Annotated in this window: 14 protein-coding genes; 8 read left to right on the top strand and 6 right to left on the bottom strand. The window is 39.3% G+C overall.

Annotation, left to right across the window (positions count from 1 at the left end; all coding sequences use genetic code 11):
- Positions 1 to 7: 7 nt before the first annotated feature.
- The 3 genes from JGE69_RS08050 to pepN form a co-directional block, all read right to left on the bottom strand.
- Positions 8 to 712: a molecular chaperone gene (locus JGE69_RS08050; RefSeq protein ID WP_069123582.1), complete on the bottom strand. Its 705-nt coding sequence runs from the start codon at positions 710 to 712 to the stop codon at positions 8 to 10.
- A gap of 73 nt (positions 713 to 785) precedes the next feature.
- A complete protein-coding gene (locus JGE69_RS08045; protein ID WP_014207080.1) occupies positions 786 to 1,322 on the bottom strand; it encodes a spore coat U domain-containing protein in 537 nt (178 codons plus the stop codon).
- 578 nt (positions 1,323 to 1,900) lie between these two features.
- Positions 1,901 to 4,507, bottom strand: a complete 2,607-nt coding sequence (gene pepN / locus JGE69_RS08040) for an aminopeptidase N (RefSeq protein WP_199112826.1) — start codon at positions 4,505 to 4,507, stop codon at positions 1,901 to 1,903.
- Between the two features lie 318 nt (positions 4,508 to 4,825).
- Here pepN and JGE69_RS08035 point away from each other — a divergent pair, with 318 nt between their 5' ends.
- The 3 genes from JGE69_RS08035 to thiM all read left to right on the top strand — a co-directional run bounded on the left by JGE69_RS08035 (position 4,826) and on the right by thiM (position 7,255).
- A complete protein-coding gene (locus tag JGE69_RS08035) occupies positions 4,826 to 5,083 on the top strand; it encodes a hypothetical protein (RefSeq protein WP_005068647.1) in 258 nt (85 codons plus the stop codon).
- Positions 5,084 to 5,234: 151 nt separating this feature from the next.
- Positions 5,235 to 6,392, top strand: a complete 1,158-nt coding sequence (locus JGE69_RS08030) for a hypothetical protein (protein WP_199112827.1) — start codon at positions 5,235 to 5,237, stop codon at positions 6,390 to 6,392.
- Between the two features lie 35 nt (positions 6,393 to 6,427).
- On the top strand, positions 6,428 to 7,255 hold the full coding sequence (gene thiM, locus JGE69_RS08025) for a hydroxyethylthiazole kinase (protein ID WP_086265960.1): 828 nt from the start codon (positions 6,428 to 6,430) through the stop codon (positions 7,253 to 7,255).
- Between the two features lie 122 nt (positions 7,256 to 7,377).
- Here thiM and JGE69_RS08020 read toward each other — a convergent pair whose 3' ends face one another.
- Positions 7,378 to 7,737: a 5-carboxymethyl-2-hydroxymuconate Delta-isomerase gene (locus JGE69_RS08020; RefSeq protein WP_199112828.1), complete on the bottom strand. Its 360-nt coding sequence runs from the start codon at positions 7,735 to 7,737 to the stop codon at positions 7,378 to 7,380.
- A gap of 43 nt (positions 7,738 to 7,780) precedes the next feature.
- The gene (locus JGE69_RS08015; RefSeq protein ID WP_199112829.1) at positions 7,781 to 9,493 is read right to left on the bottom strand and encodes an AAA family ATPase; all 1,713 of its coding nucleotides are present in this window, start codon (positions 9,491 to 9,493) and stop codon (positions 7,781 to 7,783) included.
- Positions 9,494 to 9,723: 230 nt separating this feature from the next.
- Here JGE69_RS08015 and mdh point away from each other — a divergent pair, with 230 nt between their 5' ends.
- A complete protein-coding gene (gene mdh, locus JGE69_RS08010; RefSeq protein WP_002119340.1) occupies positions 9,724 to 10,896 on the top strand; it encodes an iron-dependent methanol dehydrogenase in 1,173 nt (390 codons plus the stop codon).
- Between the two features lie 195 nt (positions 10,897 to 11,091).
- On the top strand, positions 11,092 to 12,060 hold the full coding sequence (locus JGE69_RS08005) for an alpha/beta hydrolase (protein ID WP_199112831.1): 969 nt from the start codon (positions 11,092 to 11,094) through the stop codon (positions 12,058 to 12,060).
- On the opposite strand, the gene JGE69_RS08000 is transcribed toward JGE69_RS08005, so the two are convergent.
- Positions 12,057 to 13,247, bottom strand: coding sequence for a helix-turn-helix domain-containing protein (locus JGE69_RS08000; protein WP_199112833.1), 1,191 nt, complete (start codon positions 13,245 to 13,247; stop codon positions 12,057 to 12,059). The two genes, JGE69_RS08005 and JGE69_RS08000, sit on opposite strands and share 4 nt — an antisense overlap.
- Before the next feature lie 142 nt (positions 13,248 to 13,389).
- Between JGE69_RS08000 and JGE69_RS07995 the strand changes: the two genes are divergently transcribed.
- The 3 genes from JGE69_RS07995 (at position 13,390) to JGE69_RS07985 (ending at position 17,958) form a co-directional block, all read left to right on the top strand.
- Positions 13,390 to 14,901 carry an aldehyde dehydrogenase family protein gene (locus JGE69_RS07995; protein ID WP_199112835.1) on the top strand — a complete coding sequence of 504 codons (1,512 nt, stop codon included), beginning with the start codon at positions 13,390 to 13,392 and terminating at the stop codon, positions 14,899 to 14,901.
- A gap of 220 nt (positions 14,902 to 15,121) precedes the next feature.
- On the top strand, positions 15,122 to 16,558 hold the full coding sequence (eat, locus tag JGE69_RS07990) for an ethanolamine permease (protein ID WP_199112836.1): 1,437 nt from the start codon (positions 15,122 to 15,124) through the stop codon (positions 16,556 to 16,558).
- A 14-nt stretch (positions 16,559 to 16,572) separates the two neighbouring features.
- Positions 16,573 to 17,958, top strand: coding sequence for an ethanolamine ammonia-lyase subunit EutB (locus JGE69_RS07985; protein ID WP_199112837.1), 1,386 nt, complete (start codon positions 16,573 to 16,575; stop codon positions 17,956 to 17,958).
- Positions 17,959 to 17,965: the final 7 nt, after the last annotated feature.

Below are 17,965 nucleotides of genomic sequence, written 5' to 3'. Positions count from 1 at the left end.
AAGCCTCTTAAAGTGTGGTTTTCTTACCATTAACTGTTAGAGATACGCTGTATTTATGATTTGGTTGATAGGTAAAGTTACTAATCGAGTAACTTTTCGACTTCTCCGCAAGAATATAACCATTCACAGTATTTACTTTAATGGGATAACTTTTATTGGCAGTTGTATCAACAAGCATTAGACTATTTAACAACGCATGTCGGTTACCTATATTGCTAATATTTAAAGAAGGTGTGTTCTGGTTAACATCAATTTTCCAACTCAGTTTGGTAATCGCATCTTTATTTACTACAAATACAGGTAATGATGAGCGAAGTAATACATTTACTCCCTGAGCTGCTTTACGGCTATCAATTGGTTTGGGTAACTCATCAATAATAATACGATAGGTTTTTTCACCAGAAATAGGTTCTGGGTTAATTCTAACTACACGTAAGTTATAAGAGTCATTAGGTTGTAGTTTTAAAAATGGTGGACTAACTACAATCTCATCCGTAGGGATTAACTGATCTTGACCAGCATTTTGTCTCCATTCAAATACACGCACCTGCAAATCAGCACTTTCATTTGACTGGTTATATAAACTAATTGAAGCAGCATTTTGATTACTTAATATTTCTACATTTACAGGTGAAAGACGGATTGTTGCGGCGTTAATAGAGCTAGATAAAGATAAGAATAATCCCGTAATAATAAAAATATTTTTTTTCATGATTTGCTCAAATATAACTTTTTTAATGTATTAGCCCTTTCAAAAGGGCTAACGTAATTCTAATTTATGCAAATTAATAAGTTACCGTGACAGTCACACTGTCAACATAGCTACCTGCACTTGGTAAAGTTGTTCCTGCAGGAATACGACCATACACATTTACAGTTTGAACATTACCCGTTCCGGTTCCACTGTAGGCAGTCGTTGCAATACCAATTGCTGTGGCACGTCCTGTGTCAGAGAAAAGGTTGTAAGGAATATATTCATTGCTAGTCGCCCCACCGATCATACGACGTTGGGTTGATAAAACATTCTGACCACCATCAAATGACAAAGTCCATGGCACAGTATTATTACAAAGGACTTTAATTGAGGTACCACCAGTCGTTGTGGTATCTGCATCAACATTGCCAGCCAGCGAACTTAAAGTACCAAAGTCTAAAACTGCATTTGTTGTTGTACCGGTTGCAGAGGTATTCAATACACAACTATTGGTTACTGTTGCTCGAACAGTTAATGTACCTGTTGCTGTAGCTGCATTTGCTGCATTGAGAGAAAATACTCCTGCAACAACTGCTGATAAATAAATAAAAGTCTTTTTCATGGCCAAAACCTTTTAAACTAAATTATCGAATTAATAGATATAAAAAATTTAACCCTTATTCTTACAATCATTTTTATTTGACTGCTCTTTTAAAGCTTATTTTTTTATCCTACTTTCCAACATAATACATAAAAATAAATAAAATGCATGTTCACGTTATTATTTTAATTTCTAATCAATAAAACAAATTTACCTAAACCTATCTTACGGATACAAAAAAACAATAATTACAAAATTTAAGTTTTTGATTTAAATAACTTTAATAAAATTTAAAAAAAATTTATTTATTTAAATTTAAATAAATATGTCAAAAAATTATCAAACTTTATGAAATTAAATTCTATTTACATAAGTACTTAGTTATTTCCTGACTATACTTTTAATGGTAATTTTATATTATTACTTAAAAGTTTATCTCCAACAAAGTATTCAAGATTATAATTTATATAAAAATAAAATGATAAAACTTGATCTACACATGAACTATAACAAGGATAGTTTTATTTATTTTAAATCTTGAAGAGCTATGAGATATAAAAAAATAAAGGCCTCTTTAGAGACCTTTATTTAGTAAGTTTAAATAATTAAACGCTCAGCATGCTATTTAAGGTTTCAGAAACATTTTTCGATTTCACTTTAGGCTGCAATGCTTTTAAAGCTTGTTGTACTTGAGTGCGCTGAGGCTCTGCAAGCGTATACCAGCGAGATAACACCTGTAACAGACGTGAACCTAAAATCGGGTTTTTCTCGTCAAGATATTCTGCAAGGTTAATAAAGTGAGCGACACCAAAGCCCCAAGTATTTTCAGGATTATTTGATAACCCGCCACTTACCGCACGAATACGGTTTGGAGTTGTTAAATCATAGTCGGGATGTTGAGTTAAGTACTCGATTGTTTCTGTTGTGGCATTTGGGTTTGCAGCCTGAATCATAAACCACTGGTCTAAAGATAAAGCTTCATCTTTAAAGCGGTCATAGAAATCAGCAAGTGCCTCTTGAGCTTGAGGTGCGTTTTGCCAAACCAATACACGTAGCGCACCTAAACGCTCAGACATATTGCCTGTGTTTTGGTATTGAACATGTGCTAATTCAAATGCACTTTGATCACCCTGACGAGCCATCATCATCAGCATGATATTTTTTAATGCGCGTACACCCATGGCTAAAGAGAATTCTTTTTGCAAGTCAGGGTCAAGTGTAAGGTAGGTATCTTTCCAAAACGAACCCAACTCTTGTGCTAAACGATTTAGTAAAGCTTCACGTTTTACATGAATATCGGCTGGTGCATAGTTCTGATCAATACGACTACCTAAATAACCTTCACTTGGAACATCAAACAAACGTGATGCTAACAGCGGGTCGCGGCCAACCAACTCAGGCAATGTGCTTTGAATAGCTTGAATGTAAGCATCTGCAGAATGGTCTTCTAGCAAAATACGTTCAAGTAACATTTGTGTTGCTTGCCACTGGTTGAAACCGTTTGTTTCATGTTGAATTAAGAATGCTAATTCTTCATCACTGTAATCAAATACCAGATTTACAGGTGCAGAGAAATTACGTAGTAGGGAAACAACAGGTTGCTCAGTTACCCCTGTAAATTCAATGGTTGCCTCATCTTGGTCAAACAAATACACGCCATCTTTAACATCATTTACGAATAGGCTTTCACTGTGCAATGTATATTGCTCCCCTGTTTTAGCGTTAAAAAGCGCTAAAGCAACAGGAATTGGAACAGCTTTTAAATTCGGATATTTAGGATGCGCTTTTAGGCTTTGTTTAAAGCTTAAACGGTAAGTTTGTGCTATTGCATGGTACTCACCTTTTGCTTCAAGCTTTGGCGTACCTGGTTGGTTATACCAAGTTAAGAATGCAGATAAATCAACACCTGAACCCGCAGATAATGCAGCAACCCAGTCTTCTACTGTTACGGCTTGTCCATCATGACGGCGGAAATATTCATCGGTTCCTTGACGGTATTTTTCTTTACCGAGTAAGGTCGACATCATGCGGTTAATTTCCGCACCTTTTTCATAGACTGTCGCTGTATAGAAGTTATTAATTTCTACAAAGTGATCTGGACGCGGTGGATGCGACAATGGACCAGCATCTTCCGGGAATTGATGCGATTTAAGTACAGCGACATCATCAATACGTTGAACTGCAGCAGATTGTAAATCTTCAGAGAAAGACTGGTCACGGAAAACCGTTAAACCTTCTTTTAAGCACAGCTGGAACCAGTCACGGCAAGTAATACGGTTCCCGGTCCAGTTATGGAAATATTCATGCGCAATCACAGACTGTACTCGCATAATCGCTGCGTCAGTTGTGTACTCTTCATCGGCAAGCACGCATGAGGTATTAAAGATGTTTAAACCTTTATTTTCCATGGCACCCATGTTGAACTGACTAACAGCAACAATCATATAGTTGTCGAGGTCATAAGCACGGCCGTAGTGTTCTTCATCCCAACGCATTGAATGCTTTAATGCTTCCATTGCGATATGGCATTTTGGAATGTCTTTCTCGATTGCATAGATTTCTAAAGCAACATCGCGCCCTTCAGACGTCGTATAACGATCTTTAAGAACAGCTAAATCACCAATAACACAAGCAAACAAGTAGCTTGGTTTTTTAGTCGGGTCTTGCCAGATCGCAAAGTGACGGTTTTCACCTACCTCACCTGTTTCAAGCAAATTACCATTGGCAAGTAACACTGGATATTTTTTGTCGGCTTCTACACGTGTCGTAAAGACTGAAAGTACATCTGGACGGTCTGGATAGAACGTGATTTTGCGGAAGCCTTCAGGTTCATTCTGGGTTACAAACAACTCATCTGCTTTATATAAACCTTCAAGCTGAGTGTTGGTTTCAGGATGAATAATCACTTGAGTTTGTAAAATGGCTTCATCTGGTGCATCAGTGATCACCAGTTGTTCACTATCGAGTGAATATTGTGCAGGAGTAAGATCTTGACCATTGAGCTGAATAGATTGCAATTCAAGATCACGGCCCAATAACACCAAGTCTCCAGCAGTTTGACGCTTCATGACTAATGTTGAATCAACAATTGTTTTATCGTCATATACTTGAATATCAAGATTAATAGATTCAACCAAGAATGAAGGTTTTTGATAATCTTTTAAATAAACTGTTTGATCTGCCTGAACTGGAGGCTGCGCCGCAATATTCATCTTTATTCCTTATATACTTTTCGGAAACCGTAGTACGAATTTTATGAACTTGATCATACACATTCATACATACCGTGTTTGTTTACCTTTATAAAATTAATGGGACTTCATTTATACATTTCAAATTAGAATCGTCTTTTATTAGCACAGATTAGACCAAATTTACGATAATCGTTGCTTATATAATCAATCTATACAATAAAAATAAAACAACTTCAGCTTTTAACATTTTTTAGAGTCAGCTTACATTTTGGGCATGGTTCTTGCCTTTATTAATGCACCAATATAAATATTTCAATCAGAACAAGAGGTGTCAGTATGGAATTAAAAGCACATTTTCATCGTTTAGAAAATATTAAAGCGATTCATGATCTAGACGCAGCAGGACTCGATCACCATGTGATCGCAGTATTTTTATCTGCGGAAGGTATTTCTATTACAGCTCAGGAGGTGACTTCTATCGTCAATACTTATGATGCTTTAGGTAAAGTAAAACTACCAAGTAAAAAAGTGCAGGCACTTATCAATGCCAAAAAGCTTGGACAGAATGATGAGAGCTTGCCGTGCCCTGTTTAATTTTAAATTTTAACCCCTTATGAAAACCTAAAATCATAATAAAGATTTTAGGTTTTCTATTTTTGCACCAAACAAAAAGACAATCTCAGCTATCGGCAATGCGGCTGTGTATAATAGCTCTATCCTGACTAATTTATGCATTCGGAGCGAAATGGCCTTACAAATTCTACAGAAACAGCTAGATGAAAGTAGCCATTGTCCTCTCTGCCAAGCTTCAATGTACTGGGTAGATGCCGAGCAATTTGAACAAGACATTCAGTTTCATGAATGCAGTCATTGTCAGCACCGTATATTTAAAGATACGAAAATGACTTGTCATTGTGAAACATGCACAAAACAACGGAAAAAGCTTTTACAGCAAACACGCCTACAAGAACAACGCCAATTCAAGTCAAAAGAGCAACCACAACGTAGTCTGGAACAGCTCAGTTTTTTACATAAACTTTTTTTACTCAGCCTACTTGATGACTATGCTCGTGATGATCTTGCACATGACGAATACATTCACTGGGATCAGATTAAATATCAGTCCATTACACCAAACTGGATTTTTCAAAACTATCTGATTAAGCAACTCCATAAAGATGGAATTTTAAACGCCCAAGATCAAGCTGATGAACCTCAGTGCTTTTATTTAAACATTCGCTTGGATGGTTATAGTGACCCAAGTTTATTTAGTGTTGCCCAGCAATTACGCTACTGGTTTTATGAAAATTTAAGTCTTGGTATTCCGTTTCGTAGTGCCGATGAAGTAAAAGACGTACTTTTTCAGGTTCTCTACCAAGAGATTATTCAGTTTATGCAGTTCTATTGCCGCACTTGGGGCATTCAAATTGCAGGAAGCTCTAATTTCCAAACTTTTTGCTATCGTTTAATGGATTCATTGGCAATTGGTCAAATTTATTATTTAATTCAAACCGCGCTTGAGTACCTTTATAAACAAAAAGCTCTACAGCCGCGTAATGAAAAATTTATTAACACCAATTTGTTAAAGAAAACCTTAGAGCAATATCGTGAGAGAGCCTTAGCTGAAAAGTGGGAAACCTCAATGTTGCCTCGCCCTCACAATATTCCCTACAGTAAAATGAGTTATATTTTACTTAATCGCTTCTTAGGCTACGACGAACAGATCTTTGTACAACCTGTCTGGAAAGCATGGCGGAAAATTGAACCTCGATTAAACTTTTATTCAGTTAAACGCTGTATGCATTGTGGTTCAAATGATTTAAGTGTTGATTATGATGCGGCAGATTATGTTTCTTTGATTTGCCAAAGATGTAAGCATCAAGATCATTATTTTACTCACTAAATCTACAATCACTTTGGCTTAATAAGGATAGTAACATGACATCAGCATCGACTTTGATTGAGCAGGTAATTGACGCTTGGCAAAACATGCAGGCAAAAACGCCTCTTGTGCAATGCATTACCAATAGCGTTGCAGCCAACTATACAGCCAATGTCTTACTTGCTTCTGGTGCTTCACCTGCCATGATTGATAATCCTTATGAAGCAGAAAGTTTTACCAAAATTTCATCGGCTTTAAGCATTAATTTGGGCACACCTACTTCAGAGCAAATGCAAGCCATGCAAATCTCTGCCAAGGCAGCACAGCTTCATAACATTCCGTGGGTACTTGATCCAGTCGGCTATGGACCAATTTTAGCTTGGCGTAGTCAAATGACAGACGAGCTTTTACAGTTCAAGCCAAGCGTTATTCGTGGTAATGCTTCAGAAATCAGTACGCTTGCAGGCAACCAAGTTCAATCTAAAGGTGTCGATAGTACCCTAAGTAGTGATCAAGCCTATCAACAAGCCTATGCACTATTAGCACATGCGGACTGTATCGCTATTTCAGGTGAGTCAGATTATATTTTATCTAAAGAATTAGATGCTGTGATTCAAGTAAACGGCGGAAGCCCTTTACAGCCCAAAATCACAGCAACAGGCTGCGCTTTAGGTGCGTTAATCGCAGCATATAGCGCTGTGACGACGCCAACGATTGCTGCTCTTTCAGCTCATGTTCATTTTGCGATTGCGGGTAAACTTGCTGCAAATCAAGCGCAAACTATGGGAAGTTTTAGTACCATCTTTATGGATTATATCCATATGCTAGATGACAACTTGATCGAACAATATGCAGATATTAGGCTTTTAGAGATACAGGCATAACCTAGATTATGCCTGTATCACGCTAGAATCACTTTAAAAGTAAGTAGATATCTGTAATAAGATCGGACTACTTTTACATAGTGCTGATCTCTATTCTTGATTGAAATTGCGCTTTTTTAGAATTATACAACTTGCTTAAAGTAATCTTCTCTTGGCATATCGATAAGCTCAACGCACAATTGAATTTCTTTATTAAACTCTTGTTGTAAATAATTTTTATTGCTGAGTGCCGTTAATAGCTGTTCACCCATTAGCTGTTTTTGTTCGTCAGTTCTTCCAGACAAAATATAGACCTTTGCATGAATATAAGCCTGTTCCAGTCCCAAACCAATCAAGAAAACATCATCTTTACGCGCGCGGCTTTTAATGTCTTCTGGACTAAATAGCTCTGTTTCAATCAGTGTGGTATTAATTTCTTCAAGTAATTGTTTTGCGTTTAATCCAGTTAAATTTTCTGAATAATCAACTACAACGTGCGGCATAGCCACCTCAATTTATATAATAAGTCATTAAGCGAATTAAACTTTATTCAATAAATAATAAAGCTAATCGGACCTGATCATATCCCATTCGAGGACTGGTTGCTTCAACAATTGGTCTTAGTCTGATCGAACCATCATCAGAAAAATGATCTGGATTTTGACGCTTTTTCAGCTTCTTATAAATTTTACGAATTTCTTCGACCACCTCTTCACCCGGATGGGCAACTGAAATATCCAGCTTTTGCTCTTTATGCAGTCGAGCCAAGTGATTAATAATCGTCGCTGGGGTTAAACCACGTTCATGCGCGATGTCTTCAATCTCATAGCCTTCTTCAAACAACGCACGTGTCTCATCTAGCGTTGCCGTAGCGTAATTTTGCTTGCCACCTTTTGCGAGTTTCTTCTCATTACGAGAAATCTCGGTTTCATTTAAGGTGCCGCCACAGTGACGAATAAACGCTTTATGCTGAGCCGTTAAATCTACATCTGCAAAGTTATCTTCGGCTTCTTTTGAAAGCTCTTGAAAACGACGATCCGCTTTTACAGCTAAACTATCTAACTCTAAAGCTTGCTCGTTAATCCCTAATAATTTTAGACCAGTTAAAGATTTTAGGCGCGACAATGCAACATAACCCTGCCCTTTTTCAAAGGTGTTCATGAGGTTAATTTCAGCCGCTTCTAAAGTCATCCCTTGGCTTTTATGAATAGTAATCGCCCACGCTAAACGAAGCGGAATTTGCTGAAAACTTGCAATCACTTTGCCTGCTTCATTTTCAACGGACCACGTTTCAGGAGCAACCAACAATGTTGTTCCATCGGTCAATTTTACTTTGGGCAGTAAGCCATTTTCATCATCTTCTTCAAAGCCGATGACTTCACCCAAGCTTCCATTGATATAACCCATATCAAAGTTATTTTTTACAAACATGACTTTGGCATGTTTTTTAAGTGTGAGTTCTTCTGGCGCACGCACTGAAGATTTTAAAGTTTCTAATAACTTTTCATTACCATCTAAAACAGCATTGAATTGATGCCCTTCATTATCAATTTCATTTAAGTGCTGATAATTGATGTTGTCGACATCCATATTATGCGTATAAAGACGAGTAAAGGTGTCACCAATATCATGCGAGCGTGATTGACGCAGTGCTTGTAAATGATCTGGTTGAATATTTTGCGCACGAATCGCGTTTAAAATCTGGTTCAGAATTTCATCGTCTTGACGGTGCTGTTCTGTTAAATAGCATACGCGGAATTTAGCTTCGACCCATGCATCTGACATAAAGCAGAACTTATCACGGTTGGCTTCACCATTACGACCTACAGGCGGTAACTGGAAGAAATCTCCAGCCACAATGACTTGAATACCACCGAATGCTTCATCGCTTTCTTTAAAATATTTTAGAACTTGATTGACCAGATTAAGCTGTTTCGCATGTAGCATTGAGATTTCATCAATCACAAGAACTTGCGCATTTTCAAGGTGTTCCTTGAGATATTTACGCTCTTTCATGCGTTTTAGATCGTCGTCAGTTAACAGATCTTTAATGCCAATGCCAGCCCATGTATGAATGGTCATACCGTTCATATGCGTTGCCGCAATACCTGTAGACGCCGTAATAGCTACAGGCACTTTACGTGCTTTTAGGTATTGGATGTACTGATTGAGTGTATAGGTTTTCCCTGCACCAGCCGAACCGGTTAAAAAGACATTTTCACCTGCTTTAAGCAGTTTAAGCGCAGTTTCCTGTTTCATAATCTCATATGTACATCTTCAACAGCCCATAGCTTAACGATTTTCCCGAAAAAATTAAATGAATGTGCCAAACTTTCTAAAAAGCACATATAAATCAATAATTAAAAACAAAATAATATTTGGTAGGTTTTTGGTAGGTAGGAAAATAAACTTCACATCACAATACTAAGGCCATGGTGAGGCTCACCTGTAATAACAAACAATGGATTTATGGAAGAAGGAATCACTCCATGGCTTTTAAAAATATTGCAGATCAAACAAACGGTTTTTATATTCCATGCGTATCACTCTTTGGACCAGGATGTGCTAAAGAAATTGGTACAAAGGCACAAAACCTCGGCGCAAAAAAAGCATTAATTGTGACCGATGAAGGCTTATTTAAATTTGGTGTTGCAGATCTTATCGCAAACTATTTAACTGAAGCAGGCGTTGCAAGCCATATATTCCCAGGCGCAGAACCTAACCCAACCGATATTAATGTTCATAATGGCGTAAATGCCTATAACGACAATGGCTGTGACTTTATTGTGTCTTTAGGTGGCGGTTCATCTCACGACTGTGCAAAAGGGATTGGGTTAGTCACTGCTGGTGGTGGTCATATTCGCGACTACGAAGGTATTGATAAAAGTAAAGTCCCGATGACGCCATTGATTGCAGTGAACACCACAGCTGGTACGGCATCTGAAATGACTCGTTTCTGTATTATTACCAATACAGATACTCACGTAAAAATGGCGATTGTTGACTGGCGTTGTACTCCACTTATCGCGATCGATGATCCGAAACTCATGATTGCAAAACCGGCTGGTTTAACCGCTGCAACAGGTATGGATGCATTAACCCATGCAGTTGAAGCATATGTTTCTACAGCGGCAAACCCAATTACTGATGCGTGTGCAGAAAAAGCGATTACGATGATTAGCCAGTGGTTACAACCTGCTGTCGCAAATGGTGAAAACATCGAAGCGCGTGATGCGATGAGCTATGCACAATATTTGGCTGGCATGGCATTTAACAACGCATCTTTAGGTTATGTTCACGCAATGGCGCACCAGTTAGGCGGTTTCTACAACCTACCTCACGGCGTATGTAATGCAATCTTGTTACCACATGTTTGTGAATTTAACTTAATTGCTTGCCCAGATCGCTACGCAAAAATCGCGGAGTTAATGGGTGTAAATACTCACGGACTCACCGTAACAGAAGCTGCCTATGCCGCAATTGATGCCATTCGCAAACTGTCTTCATCAATTGGTATTCCATCTGGCTTAACCGAGCTTGGTGTGAAAACTGAAGACCTTGCGGTGATGGCAGATAATGCTCAAAAAGATGCATGTATGCTCACCAACCCTCGTAAAGCAAATCATGCACAAGTTGTGGAGATTTTCAAAGCAGCACTTTAATACTGATGTAATGGCATATCCCTCTAGTAAGTCAAATCCCTCCGACCGTTGACTTACTTTTTTGGGGAATACTTAGCTCCAGCGGTATTCCCTTTTTTTAGAACCTAAACTCCAACCCTCTCTAAACCTAATTGACAATTCGCCCATTTCATTGAAGGATACTCTGCATGTCTTAATTACAATAGCTCGATAAAAATGAATACATCTTTAGCTAATCAAACTTATGTTCCAGATATTTTAGGTACGGGTTATGAACAACGCACACTCAACTTTCCGGATGATTATGAAGGAAAAGTTGTAGCCACCTTAGTCCGTAAAAAGGCCGCTCAACCGACTCAAAAAGCCGTGCTGTATATTCATGGTTTTTTAGATTATTTCTTTCAAACCGAAATGGCTGAGCAATTTAATGCTCATGGTTATGACTTCTATGCACTTGATTTAAGAAAATATGGCCGCTCAAAGCTACCTCATCAAATTTTCTATAATGTGCTTGATTTAAATGAATACGATGCCGAAATTACTCAAGCATTAGAGATTATTGGTGAAGAGCAACACACTCAGGTTTTACTCGCAGGTCATTCAACTGGTGGTTTGACAGCAACACTTTATGCTGCCCATCATCCAGATCATCCTCTTATTAAAGCGCTATGGGCAAATAGTCCGTTTTACGACTTTAATTTAAGTCTAATCGAAAAGAAATTTGGTATTCCAATGCTCAGTCGAGTAGGAAAATATCTACCAAAAGTTAAATTCCCAAGCCAACTCAACAAATGGTATACCACCAGTCTTCACAAGCAGCTCAAAGGTGAATGGGAGTTTAACCTTGACTGGAAACCAACCTCTGCCCCTACAGTTCAACTCAGCTTTGTACATGCGATTCATACGGCACAAAAAGAGATTCATCGCGGGGTTAAACTAAACATTACCGCAATGATTATGCATTCGCATCAAACTAAAAACCCGCGCAAATGGGGTCCAGATGCAACTCAAAGTGACGTGATTTTAGATGTTAAAGACATTGAGAAACATGGTAAAAAAATTAAAGGTGATGTCTCTGTAGTCTCTATTCACAATGGATTGCATGACTTAGTCCTTTCGGCCCAGCCAGTACGAGAACAAGTCTATCAACAATTGTTCCAGTGGCTGGATCAAAAAATTACTTAACTAAGCTTAGGTGAGTCAAGGTATTTCACCAGCAGTTGATGCGCAGGATGTTCACTTGGTAAGAGCTCCATAAGGCGTTCTACCGCATCAATTGCTTCAGGGAAATGCGCTAGATGCTTTAACAGTAAATCTGTTTCTTGGGTTTTAAAAATTGCATCGCTCAAGCGCGACTCAAGGCAGTCGCGCCATGCACATAAAAACGGACTTTCAGTTTTTGCCAGAAATACACCTGTGTAAAGCTGCAAAGCTGAGGCTGCATATCCTGCATCGAGCGCTTGTTCAGCTTGTAAGAAATCAGCTTCAACGTGTACAAGTAACCGATACGGGCGTGAACCAAGTAAACCTCCCAGAATATCTCGTAGTTGAGACATTTCAGCTTTAAGTGTGCCCATGCTGACTTTACGTTCGCCATAGAGCGCCTGATAAAGATGCTCTAAAGTTAAACCATGCGGACATAGCGCCAATATGGTTAAAATTTCAATTTGACGCGGCGTTAATAATAGACTCTTGCCGTTAAATTTAACTTGCGGCGTTGAAAATGCCCGGATATGTAAATGTTGACGCTGCTGCTCTAGCAAAGCAGACTGAATAATGGATGCACAACGTTCAGCAGCCAATATCCCTAAACTATTATGGTTCTTCCACGTGGTTGATAGATCAACGACGCCTAACGTCTGTTTTGAATATGGGTCGATAATCGGCGCGGCATAACACACCCAATCATGAATCGACTCCATGTAATGTTCATTAGAAAAAACACAACTTGATTGTTGAGTTTTTAAAGATAAAGCCAAGGCATTGGTGCCAACAAATTCTTCACGCCACTGACCACCTTGTACAAAATGTACACGCTCAGCAGCACTTTGCATTTGAGCACTTGGTGCCGTCCAGATAATCGTACTGCCAATATCACCGACAGCAATTACCATTGAAGATTGTTCTGCAATATGACGTAAGTCGTCGGCACATTGGCTTAAAGCCATATCTAAAGCATTTTGTGAAGCAGTTTTTTTCTCGACTAATGGAGCGGCAAAACGCTCCTTAGGAATTGCGGCAGAAGCCGATCGTTCCCACGAGCTTGCAATACTTTGGCCGAGTTTGGCAGCGTTCTGAGGAGAGAGACTATTTTGCGTGCGCAGTTGATCAATCAACGTCCGTTGCTGCAATAAATCCTTTTTTGTGAACATTTGTAAATTCCTTATATATCCACATTTCTATTCCAACCTTTCTCCAACCTTCTTCTTTATATCCTAATTATACAAAGTACGAAAGTACCTACTGACAGGGTTCTTGTTAGTCTTTAGTCCTAAAAAGCAAAGGAATATTTATATGCGCTATATCGATCCAAATCAACCAGGCTCAAAAGTTCAATTTAAATCACAATATGAAAATTTTATTGGCGGTGAATGGGTGGCACCTATAAAAGGTGCATATTTTGACAATGTATCTCCTGTTGACGGAAAAGCTTTCACACGTATTCCACGCTCTAGTGCCGAAGATATTGAGCTCGCTCTAGATGCAGCACACAAGGCGAAAGCAACATGGAATAAAGCATCACCAACAGTACGCTCAAATATACTTTTAAAAATTGCTGATCGTTTAGAGGCAAATCTTGAAATGCTTGCTGTTGCCGAAACTTGGGATAATGGTAAAGCAGTCCGTGAAACTTTAGCAGCTGACCTTCCGCTCGCGATCGACCATTTCCGTTATTTCGCTGGATGTATTCGTGCTCAAGAAGGCGGCATCTCTGAAATTGATGAAGATACTATTGCTTACCATTTCCATGAACCACTAGGTGTCGTTGGTCAAATCATTCCGTGGAACTTCCCGATTTTGATGGCAGCATGGAAACTTGCACCTGCTTTAGCAGCAGGTAACTGTGTGGTAATTAAGCCAGCTGAACAAACGCCAGTGGGTATTTTGTTGGTCGCTGAACTCATTCAAGATATTTTACCACCAGGTGTCCTCAATATTGTGAATGGTTTCGGTTCAGAAGTCGGCCGTCCTTTAGCAACAAATCCACGTATTGCAAAAATCGCGTTCACAGGATCAACTCAAACTGGACAAATGGTGATGCAATATGCGACCGAAAATATTATTCCAGTTACCTTAGAACTTGGCGGTAAGTCACCAAACCTTTTCTTTGAAGATATCATGGATAAAGAAGATGATTTCTTAGAAAAAACGCTTGAAGGTTTTGCCATGTTTGCCTTAAACCAAGGTGAAGTATGTACTTGCCCTTCTCGTGCTTTAGTACAAGAAAGCATTGCTGATCAGTTCTTAGAGATGGCTGTCGAACGTGTAAAACGTATTAAAACTGGCCATCCTCTTGATACAGAAACGATGATTGGTGCTCAAGCATCTCTACAACAGCAAGAGAAAATCTTACGTTGTATTAACACGGGTCGTGAAGAAGGTGCAGAACTCTTACTTGGGGGTAGCGGCCGTAAAGAAGTAGGCGATGGTTACTATGTCGATCCGACTATTTTTAAAGGTCACAATGGCATGCAAGTTTTCCAAGAGGAAATTTTTGGACCTGTACTTGCTGTGACAACGTTCAAAGACTTTGACGATGCAATCAAAATTGCCAATGATACCATGTATGGTTTAGGTGCTGGCGTTTGGTCACGTTCAGCACATATTTCTTACCGTGCTGGTCGTGCTATTGAAGCGGGCCGTATCTGGACAAACTGCTATAATATCTACCCTGCACATGCTGCATTTGGTGGTTACAAGAAGTCTGGTATTGGCCGTGAAAACCATAAGATGATGCTAGATCACTATCAACAAACTAAAAACTTGTTGGTGAGTTATTCAACTAAACCAATGGGCTTCTTCTAAGTTTCGCACCAAGTTGATACCAAGCTATCAACACTACGAAGAAATAAGATACCTAATTATATAAGAAGCCAGTAATTTAGATTACTGGCTTCTTTATTCCCGATTGTTAAGATTGAATTTTTATCATTTAGAACAAAAAAGTTTCATCTACTCCCTGAGGTGCTTCATTTAGGCATTGCTTTTGCATTAATTCATACAAATCCACTCGCAGGAGTATTGTATGAATCAACCAGAAACAGCTTCCGTTATTTCCTCAAAGACAGAAGTCTCGTCAGCAGAATATTTTGCTCAGCGTCAACTTAAACAAGGTACCGTTGGTTGGTTACTCCTGATTGGTTTAGGCGTGGCTTATGTGATATCTGGTGATTTTGCCGGTTGGAACTTCGGTATTGCTCAAGGCGGTTGGGGTGGTATGTTTATTGCCACTGCCCTTGCTGCGCTTATGTACTTGTGTCTGTGTCTTTCCATGTCAGAAATGTCCACCATGATGCCGACAGCAGGCGGCGGTTATAGTTTTGCACGTGCTGCCTTTGGTCCTTTTGGGGGCTATTTAACAGGAACAGCTATTCTAATTGAATACGCAATTGCACCTGCTGCTATTGCCGTATTTATTGGCGGTTATTGTGAATCTCTATTTGGTATTAATGGTTGGATGATTTACCTCGTCTGCTATGCCATTTTTATGGGCATACATCTCAAAGGTGCTGGCGAAGCCTTAAAAATTATGTTCGCAATTACCCTTGTCGCTGCTATTGCCCTTATTGTGTTTATCGTCGCAATGATTCCACACTTTAATGCACAAAATTTGTTTGATATCCCAGTTGGTACAGGTGTTGGTGCAAGTCTTTTTTTACCTCATGGCTATTTGGGTATTTGGGCTGCAGTTCCCTTTGCAATCTGGTTTTTCCTTGCAGTTGAAGGTGTGCCATTAGCAGCCGAAGAAGCAAAAGATCCAGCCAAATCCCTGCCACGCGGTTTAATCGGAGCAATGCTCATCTTAACGGCCTTTGCTATGCTCATTTTATTCTTAGGTGCAGGTGCAGCGGGTGCAAGTACTTTACAAAACTCTGGTGCTCCCCTCGTCGATGCTCTGGTTAAAGTGTATGGCACCAATACTTGGCTTGCGACTTTTGTTAACTTTGTTGGTTTAGCAGGTTTAATCGCGAGTTTCTTTTCAATTATCTATGCCTATTCGCGTCAAATTTTTGCACTCTCTCGTGCTGGTTACTTACCTACTTCACTCTCTTTAACCAATAAAAATAAAGCCCCTTATCTCGCAATTATTATTCCGGGCATTATTGGGTTCTTGCTTTCACTTAGCAAAGAAGGTGATTCACTGATTTTAATCGCGGTTTTTGGTGCAACTATTTCTTATGTGTTGATTCTTTTATCCCACATCAAACTACGCCTATCTAAACCCGACATGCCTCGTCCTTATAAAACTCCTGGAGGAATCGTTACTTCAAGTATTGCCTTAGTTCTAGCAGTCGCTGCTGTGGTTGCAGGCTTTGTTGTTAATCCGAAAGTTTGGTTTATTGCTGCCGCTATTTATGTCGTATTTATTGCTTACTTTTTACTCTATAGCCGTTATCATTTAGTTAAAGGTACACCAGAAGAAGAGTTTGCAAATATTAAAGCCGCGGAACAAGAACTATAAAAAAGGATTCAACTATGAGTTATCGCAATATTGTCGCCAATCAACAGTATCACTTTGCTGACTTGAAGACCTTGATGGCAAAAGCAACGCCCTTACGTTCAGGAGATGAATTAGCAGGTGTAGCGGCCAGAGACGCAACCGAACATGTTGCGGCACAAATGACTTTGGCCGATGTACCACTTAAAACTTTTTTGAATGAGGTTGTGGTCGATTACGAAACTGATGAAATTACAAGACTAATTATTGATGAACATGATCTGGCAGCCTTTGCCCCTATTTCACACTTTACAGTAGGTGATTTTCGAAATTGGTTACTTGGTGAAGAAGCCACTGCACAAAGCCTAAAAGCCTTAGCGTCAGGTTTAACTCCAGAAATGGTAGCTGCTGTCAGCAAAATTATGCGCAATCAAGATTTGATTTATGTTGCCAGTAAATGTGAGGTAGTCACTCAATTTCGTAACACGATTGGTTTAAAAGGCCATCTTTCTACCCGTTTACAACCGAACCACCCTACCGATGATGTGCTTGGTATTTCTGCAAGTATTTTAGATGGTTTGATGTATGGCAATGGTGATGCCGTGATTGGTATCAATCCAGCGACGGATAACCTACATAATTTGTCAGAGCTACTGAAACTGCTTGATCATGTCATTCAGGAATATCAGATTCCAACACAATCTTGTGTTCTCACACATATCAGCTCAGGCATTCAACTTGCTGAAAAAAATGTGCCAATTGATTTAATGTTCCAATCAATCGCTGGTACACAACTGGCTAACGAAGGCTTTGGAATATCGCTCGATTTACTACAAGAAGGATATGAAGCCACACTTGCACTCAAGCGCGGAACCATTGGACAAAACGTCATGTACTTTGAAACGGGTCAAGGCAGTGCGTTATCCAGCAATGCACATCACGGCGTTGACCAGCAAACATTAGAAACGCGTGCTTATGCAGTAGCTCGTAAATACAATCCGCTTTTAGTGAATACAGTCGTTGGCTTTATTGGTCCTGAATACCTTTTTAACGGTAAACAAATTATACGTGCGGGACTAGAAGATCACTTCTCCGGTAAGTTGCTTGGCGTGCCAATGGGCTGCGACATTTGTTATACCAACCATGCCGATGCCGACCAAAATGATATGGATGTTCTTCTTACTCTATTTGGCGCCGCGGGTATTAACTTTATTATGGGGATTCCGGGTTCAGACGATGTCATGCTCAACTATCAAACGACTTCATTCCATGATGCCCTCTATTTAAGACAACTCCTCGGTTTAAAACCCGCTCCTGAGTTTTCAGCATGGCTTGAACAGCAAGGTATTTTTAAACAACAAAACTCCCAAATATGTTGGGCAGATCACATGCCCGACCAATTCTCTCGTCTGCTCATGAACTAGGGAGAAC

Source organism: Acinetobacter sp. C13 (genome assembly GCF_016809775.1).
Classification (GTDB): Bacteria; Pseudomonadota; Gammaproteobacteria; order Pseudomonadales; family Moraxellaceae; genus Acinetobacter; species Acinetobacter pittii.
The sequence above is the reverse complement of the archived record's forward strand: the minus strand, read 5'-3'. Positions and strand labels throughout refer to the sequence as shown.